At 73.3% G+C, this 7,852-nt stretch carries 4 protein-coding genes and 1 pseudogene; 2 read left to right on the forward strand and 3 right to left on the reverse strand.

Annotation, left to right across the window (positions count from 1 at the left end):
• Positions 1 to 346, forward strand: a pseudogene (locus ND748_RS20230) (hypothetical protein); the annotation flags it as partial.
• Between the two features lie 356 nt (positions 347 to 702).
• On the opposite strand, the gene ND748_RS20235 reads toward ND748_RS20230, so the two are convergent.
• Entirely contained in the window at positions 703 to 1,545 is an 843-nt protein-coding gene (locus ND748_RS20235) for a PAC2 family protein (RefSeq protein WP_011604006.1), read from the reverse strand.
• A 1,131-nt stretch (positions 1,546 to 2,676) separates the two neighbouring features.
• On the opposite strand from ND748_RS20235, the gene ND748_RS20240 reads away from it, so the two are divergent.
• The gene (locus ND748_RS20240) at positions 2,677 to 3,675 is read left to right on the forward strand and encodes an HAD family phosphatase (RefSeq protein WP_251747571.1); all 999 of its coding nucleotides are present in this window, start codon (positions 2,677 to 2,679) and stop codon (positions 3,673 to 3,675) included.
• A gap of 179 nt (positions 3,676 to 3,854) precedes the next feature.
• On the opposite strand, the gene ND748_RS20245 is transcribed toward ND748_RS20240, so the two are convergent.
• The gene (locus ND748_RS20245; protein WP_251747572.1) at positions 3,855 to 6,386 is read right to left on the reverse strand and encodes an ABC transporter permease; all 2,532 of its coding nucleotides are present in this window, start codon (positions 6,384 to 6,386) and stop codon (positions 3,855 to 3,857) included.
• A 4-nt stretch (positions 6,387 to 6,390) separates the two neighbouring features.
• Positions 6,391 to 7,852: ABC transporter ATP-binding protein (locus tag ND748_RS20250; protein WP_251747573.1), on the reverse strand; the 1,462-nt coding region annotated here is incomplete at its 5' end.

Consider the following 7,852-nt stretch of genomic DNA (forward strand, 5'->3'; position numbering starts at 1 on the left):
GGGCTGGCCGGCGGCCGCGGGGTCCGGTGGGGCGGCCTGGGACGCTGCGAGCGCCTTCGGCTCGCCGGGGAGCGCCGACGGGAACGGGTCCGCCGAGGATGCTCTCGGCCCGGTCGTCGGTGCTGGTGCTGGTGCTGGTGCGGCGGCCGGTCGGGTCGCGGGTCGCGTGGGTGCCGCCGGGCTCGGTCGGCGCCCCCCTGGCCGGCACCGGCAGGGTGAGGTCGCCGACGCCGAGCCATACCCGGCGAGTTCCGCCCAGCGGGAGCCGGCGGCCAGCACCGCCGGGGTGCCCTTCCGTCGGGGCGCCGACGAGGACATCATCGACGCCGAGATCGTCGAGGAGTAGGCCAGCACGCCTGTCGGTCCAGCGCAGTTCCCCGGCAGGGGGCCGATGCCACGCTGCTGCTGCGCCCCGACAGGGACCGGCCGGGCGGCCATCTCCGCCCGGCCACCCGGGCCGCGATCCGCCCAGGCGGGCCTCGGCGCCAGCTTCCTGTACCGCGCGGCCCGCTGATCTGGTCCCGGCGCCAGCATCCGTCCGCCCAGGCCAATGCCAGGCCCGAGCACGAGGCGGGGCACGGCCGACCGGGGGACCGACGGCTCACTCTCACCGCCTGCCCGGGCCGGCCACGTCGACGGCGGTCGGCCGGACCTGTCGAACCGCGTGGCCGGTCGGCGGGTCGAATCAGCTCGTGAGAGAAATCACTGCCCGCGGCGCCGCAGGTAGCGCTCGAACTCGCGGGCGATCGCGTCGCCACTGGCTTCCGGCAGCGCGGTCTCCGGCTCCCGGGACTCCAGCGAGCGGACGTACTCGGCGACCTCGGTGTCCCCGGCGGCGAGCTCGTCGACCTGACGCTCCCACGCCTTGGCCCGCTCCGGCAGGTCCCCGAGCGGGATCTCGATGTCGAGCAGATCCTCCACCCGCCGCAGCAGGGCGAGCGTCGCCTTCGGGCACGGCGGGTTCGCGACGTAGTGTGGCACCGCCGCCCAGAACGACACCGACGCCAACTCCGCCCGCGCGCAGGCGTCGCCGAAGACGCCGACGATGCCGGTCGGACCCTCGTAGCGCGACGGCTCCAGGCCGAGCCTCGCCGCCGTCGCCGCATCCCCGGCCGTCCCGCTGATGGGCACCGGACGGGTGTGGGGGGAGTCCGCGAGCAGCGCTCCGAGCGAGATCACCATGTCACTGCCGAGGGCATGTACCGCCTCGATCAGCTCGTCGGTGAAGCCGCGCCAGCGCATGTTCGGCTCCAGCCCGCGGATGAGCACCAGGTCCGTCTCCGACTTCGGCGGCCGCGCCACCGACAGCCGGGTCGTCGGCCAGGTGATCTTCCTCGACGCCCCGTCGGTTCCGCTCACCGTTGGCCGGTTGACCTGGAAGTCGTAGTAGTCATCCGGGTCGATCGCGCCGATCACCCGGGCCTTGAACGCCGTCTCGAGATGCTCCACGGCGGCGGAGGACGCGTCGGCGGCGTCATTCCAACCCTCAAAGGCGGCCACCACGACCGGCGACCGCAGTTGACCGACGCCGGAGAACTCGATCACCTACCACCTCCTGCCGCCCAGCGGCGGCCCACTGCCCCCGTGACAGTGCAACGGTACGTCCTCACGGAGACGACTCCTGCCCAGAGCCGACATCCGTTACGTCAGCCCTCCTTGCATCCGGTGGGGAACCTGCCCTCGCCCGCGGTGAACCTCCGCGGGACCAGTCTGCCGGTGTTCTCGTGGGAACGCCTTTCCTCGGTCTGTCAGTGGCGAACGACGCCGGGCGGATCGGACATCCGTTCCGGATCGACGCGGTCGCTGCACCGTACCGGCTCCTGACGAGTACCCGCTGTCGCGGGAAGTCCAACGGCTGCGGCGAGCACTGTCCACGTTGCGACACCCGCCCACTCCCGTCTCCCGGCCCGCCCGCCCGCTCTGGTCGACGCCGCGCCCCCACCCGCACCGGCGGCGTCGCCGTGGGCCCGCGGCGCCGTGGCATACCAGTTGCGGTGACTCCCCCACCGCCCGTCCTACCACCTCGCCGGATGTCCACGTTCACCCGGGCATCTCGGCCGGAGTTCACCCGGCCAACGCCGGCAGCGTCGCCGCCGACCGGGTCGTCGCCAGTCCACGTCCGGGCGGCCACATTCCCGGCCGCCGACGCCGGCCTGAGCGCAGCTGTTGGGCTGGGAGCGGCTGTGGGCTTGGGAGCGGCTGCGAGGCTGGGAGCCCCGGCGGACTTGGGAGCGGCTGTGGGGCTGGGAGCGGTTGCGGGCCTGCCGCATTCGGCGCCTGCGGTGGACTGCCTCGGGACGGCGCCCGCCCGTACCGGAGCCGACGGCGGCGGGGGCCGCGACGGGGTTGCCGACGCAATCCCGACGGTCCGCTGTCCGTCCTGTCGCGACTGTTCCGACCTGTCGCGAGGTGGGCCGGAGGCCTCTGGTGCCATGGTCACCATGTTGCCGGGCCAGGCCCCCTTCCGGCGTGTCATTTCCGTCGAAGGGCGGTGTAACGAGGTCCTCAGGTCCCGGCCGCCCGGACGGGCCGAACCGCTCCTCCCGAGCCCGCCGGGCCGCCCGCCGCCCGGTGCGCGGCCGCGATCCGGCAGCATACGGGCAGGACTGGTCTGTATCGGGCGCAGCGGCGCCCCCAGACCGGCAGGCCGATCCCGCCCGGGCGGGATCGGCCTGCGTGGAAGCCGGCGGGCGGCAGCCGGCGACCCTCGTCCGGGCAGGGCACGTCGACCCGCGCACCTGGAACCATCCGGTGCGCCCCGATTCGAGCTGGGAGCACAACGTGGGAAGCCTCGCGGCGGTCTTCTTCGACATGGACGGCCTGCTCGTCGACACGGAGCCGATCTGGACCGTCGCCGAGCACGAGGCGGCGGCGCGGCTCGGCGGCGAGTTCACGGCGGCGATGAAGCAGGCAATGATCGGCCACGGCATCGACACCGCGGTGCCGATCATGGTGTCGATGCTCGGTCGCCCGCCGTCCGACGTCCCGGCCACGGCGCGTTTCCTGCTGCGACGCTCCGCGGAGCTGTTCCGCGAACCGGGCGTGATCGTCGCGCAGCCCGGCGCCGTCGAGTTGCTCGCCGTCCTGCGAGAGCGGGGCATACCGGCGGCGCTGGTCTCCTCGTCCTTCCGGGACCTGATGGACCCCGTGCTCGACGTCATCGGTCGGGAGCTGTTCGCGACGACGGTGGCCGGCGACGAGGTGAGCCGCCGCAAGCCGGATCCCGAGCCCTACCTGACGGCCGCCCGCCTGCTTGGCGTCGACCCGCGGCGCTGCGCCGTCCTGGAGGACAGCCCCTCAGGCGCCCGCGCGGGCGTGGCCGCCGGCTGCGCGACCATCCTGGTCCCCTCCATGCCGGACCTCCTCGATCTCGCCGTCACCCCGTCCGCCCCCGCGCCGACCGCCGTCGCCCCGACCACCGCCGTGGCGTCTGTTCTGGCCCCGTCCGCCACTACACCGCCCGCTGCCTCGCCGGGCTCCGCTGCCTCGTCCTCCGCCGCCTCGTCCTCGGGTGCCCTGGTGCCGGCCGCCCCGCCTGCCCTGGCTCCCGCGCCGGATGCGGCCGCGGGCCTCGAACCCGTGCCCGCTGGCCTGGCCGCGATCATCGGCAGCCTGCACGAGGTCACCCTCGACCTGCTCGACGACCTGCTGAGCGGCCACCCGGCCGGAGCCTGAGACCCCCATCGGCGCTCGGGCCCAGTGGCAGGAGGTTGTTGACGCCTGCGGTGCCCCAGGGGGTCATCCAGCTCCTGCAATTGCGGGCGCAACAAAGCTGGCCGGGCGGGCCTCGCCGCGCCCGTGTGGAGGACTGCAGCGGCCGCGGTCTCGGACCGGGAGTGTTCGGACCGGGAGTGTCAGGTGGCGGAGATGGCGCGCAGGACGTCCATGCGGGCGGCGCGGCGGGCGGGGAAGACGGCGGCGAGGATGCCGAGCAGGACGCCGACGATGATGACGATGATGATGGTCGGGACCGGGTAGGCGAACGTGCTGATGCCCTGGGAGGCCAGGGCCTTCGTGAGGGCCCAGCCGAAGATGCTGCCGACGGCGACGCCCAGCACGGCGCCGAAGACGGAGATGATCGTCGACTCCATGACGACCATGGCCCGCATCTGCCCGCGGCTCATGCCGACGGCGCGCAGCAGCCCGATCTCCCGGGTCCGTTCGATCACGGACAGGGCGAGCGTGTTCACGATGCCGAACAGTGCGATGATCACCGCCAGGGCCAGCAGGACGTAGATGAAGCCCAGTAGCTGGTCGATCTGCTTCTCCTGCTGGGCGACGAACTCCGACTGGTCGCGCACCTCCACCGTGGCGTACGGCCTGACGATCTTGTCGATCTCGGCGCGCACGGCCGCGGGGTCGGCTCCGTCGGCTCGTTTGATCAGCACGAACAGGTCGAGGTCGGCGGTGGTGTGCCGGGCGAACTGGCCGGTCGAGATGATCCACGAGCCGGCCACCTGGCTCTTCTTGTACGTCCCGGCGACGGTGAGGTTCTGGGTGCCGTCGGGGAAGGTGACGGGAAGCTTCTGCCCGACGCTGAGGTGGCGGTCGGTGGCTACGTCGTTGTCGACGAGGATCGTGCCGTCGCCGAGGGCGTGGAGGTCCCCGGCGACCTTCTTGAGGGCCAGCACCTTGGGCAGGCCGACGGGATCCCCGGCGAGCACCTGGGCGTCGCGCCCGCCGACCTTCGCCAGGCCGCCGCGCAGCCCGGTCGCGACCTCGATGCCGGGCTTGCCGGCCAGCTCGCGTGCCACCTGCCCGCTGAAGCCCGCGCCGAAGCCCTGGGCGGTCAGGAAGAAGTCGGCGCCGAGACTGTCCTGCACGGTCGTCCGCACCGATTCCTTGATCGACTGGCCGAGGATCGAGAAGGCGCTGACCAGCGCGAGCCCGATCATGAGGGCGGAGGCGGTCGAGGAGGTGCGCCGCGGGTTGCGCATCGCGTTCTCCCGGCCGAGTCGGCCCGTGGTGCCGAACAACGAGACGAACGGCGCACCGAGCACCCGGATGATCGGCCCGGACAGCAGCGGCGACAGGGTGGCGATACCGAGGAAGATTCCCGCGGCGCCGGTTCCCACGGCGGTGGCTCCCGGCTTGCCCGCCGACGCGGTGCCGACGACGAGCAGCAGCACCCCGAGCGCCGTGAGGGCGGTTCCGACGACGGCCCGGGTGCGCAGTGAGCGCGTCGGCAGCACATAGGTCTCCCGCATCGCCGCGATCGGCGGCACGGACGCCGCCTTGCGCGCCGGCACGAAGGCTGCGGCCGAGGTGATCAGGACCCCCACCGCGTAGGCGACGATGATCGTGCGCGCCTCGAAGACCAGCGAGCCGCTGGGAAGATCCACACCGAACGCCCCGACGGCCGCCCGTAGCAGCAGGGCCAGCCCCGCACCGACCAGCAGCCCCACGCTCGCCCCGGCGAAGCCGACCAGAGCCGCCTCGACCTGCAGCGAGATCTGCACCTGACGCCGGCTCGCGCCGATCGCCCGCATCAGTGCCAGCTCCCGGACCCGTTGCGCCACCAGCATCGTGAACGTGTTGAAGATGATGAACGCCCCGACGAACACCGAGATCGCCGCGAAGATCAGCAGAAAGGTCGAGAAGCCGCCGATCGCCTGCTGCACGGCGCTGGCGTTCTCCTCCGACAGCTGCGTGCCGGTGATCGCCTCGATGCCGGCGGGGAGCACGGCGGCGACCCGCGCGCGCAGCTCCGGCTGGCCGAGGCCGGGGGCGGCCGCCAGGTGCACCGAGCTGAACTGGCCGGGGGCGAGCAGTACCTGCTGGGCGGTGGCGGTGTCGAACGCGGTCACGGCGGCGCCGCCGAAGCTGTCCTGTCCCGCCACCCGGAACGTGCCGACCAGCGTGTACGACGCCGGTGCACCCTTGGTCTGCACGGAGATCCGCGTCCCGAGGACGAGATGCAGGTCCCGTGCCGTCGCCCGATCCACCGCGATCTCGCCGGGACCCGGCGCGCGGCCCTCGGCGAGCTGCTCGGACGAGGTCGGCTGGCCGCCCGTCCAGTTCGTGCCCATCCCCGGCGCCCCGCCATCCTTCGCCGGTTTGCCGGTACGCGGGTTGATCAGCACTGCCTGGCCGTCGACCGAGCCGACGGCCGCCCGCACCCCGTCGACCTTGGCCACGGTGTCGAGGATCGACGCGGGCAACGGCGGTCGGCCGGAGTCGCTTTTCGGGTCGATCTGGTTGACTACCCGGACCGCGACGCTGACGTTCTTGTTGATGTCGGCGAACAGGGAGTTGAACGTCCGGTTGAGCGTGTCCGTCAGGACCAGGGTGCCGGTGACGAAGCTCACGCCGACGACAACCGCCAGCATGGACAGAGCCAGCCGGATCTTGCGGGCCAGCAGGCTCTTGAGGGTGGCGCGCAGCATCGGCTCAGGCCCAGCCCGCCGACCCGGGCCCGTCCGCCCGGTAACCCTCCGGGGCGCCGTAGCCGTCCGGAGTGCCGTAGCCCTCCTGAGCGCCGTAACCGTCCGGGGCGCCGTAGCCGTCGGGCGCGCCATAGCCGTCGGGCGCATAGCCGTCCGGGACGCCGTGATTGTCCGGTGCGCCGTAGCCGTCCGGGGGGTAGCGGTCGGGGGCGCGGTATGGAGGGGGGTCGTGGCGGTCGCGCGGACGGGTGGGGCGCGGCCCCGGCCGGTGCCGCGGGTCGCCAGCCGGTCCCCCGTAGCGCCCGCCGCCCGGCTCGCTTCCGTTCAGCGGGCCGGGCGTGTCCAGCGGCCCGGGCCCGGGGACGGGGTCGAACTCACCGGTGAGCGGCCCACCGTAGCGGGCGTCGTATGGCGCCGGCCGCGCCGGCCGACCGTCGTCGTCGCCGTAACGCTGGTCGGGGTAGTCATAGTCGCCGTACCGGTTGTCACCCTCCGGGTAGCCCCGCGGACTGGGCGCCGTGCCGTAGCCGTCGTGGTGGGCGCGGTCGCCCTGACGCTCGCGGTCCGCGGGACGCACGCGGCGGACCCGGCCGCCACGGCCGTCCTGGTGGTCGCGCTCGTCCTGGCGGTCCCGATCGTCGTCGTAGGCGTCCGCTGCGCCGGCCCCGCCCGCGTCGTCGGGGAGTAGCCCGCGCTGGACGGCGTCGAGGTGCTTCATCCGATCGAGCACCTCGTCCGCGGTCGGCTGCTCGATCGCGTCGACGAGCCGACCGTCCGCAAGGAAGATCACTTCGTCCGAGTAGGAGGCGGCGGTGGCGTCGTGCGTCACCATGACGATCGTCTGCCCGAGCTCGGTGACCGAGTCGCGCAGGAACGACAGCACCTCGGCGCCCGAGCGGGAGTCCAGGTTGCCGGTCGGCTCGTCGGCGAAGATGATCTCGGGTCGGGTGACGAGGGCGCGGGCGCAGGCGACCCGCTGCTGCTGGCCGCCAGACAGCTCGCTCGGTCGGTGCCCCAGCCGGGGGGCGAGGCCTACCGCGTCGACGACGGTGCGCATCCACGCCTGGTCGGGGGAGCGGCCCGCGATGCTCAGCGGCAGCGTGATGTTCTCCGCCGCGGTCAGCGTCGGCAACAGGTTGAACTGTTGGAAGATGAATCCGATCCGGTCCCGGCGCAGACGGGTGAGTTCCCTGTCCGACAGCCGGGACAGGTCGACATCGCCGATGAACGCCCGCCCGCGGGTCACCGTGTCCAGGCCGGCCAGGCAGTGCATGAGCGTGGACTTCCCCGAGCCCGACGGCCCCATGATCGCCGTGAAGCGGCCGCGCGGGAAGTCAAGGTCGATCCCGCGCAGCGCGGTGACGGTCGTGTCCCCGGTGCCGTAGACCTTCGTCAGACGGTCGGCGCGCGCCGCCGGGAACGTGCCGCCAGCGGCGCCGGCGCCGCCGGGACCGCCGGTGCTGCCG

Source organism: Frankia sp. AiPs1, assembly GCF_023716945.1.
Lineage (GTDB): Bacteria > Actinomycetota > Actinomycetes > Frankiales > Frankiaceae > Frankia.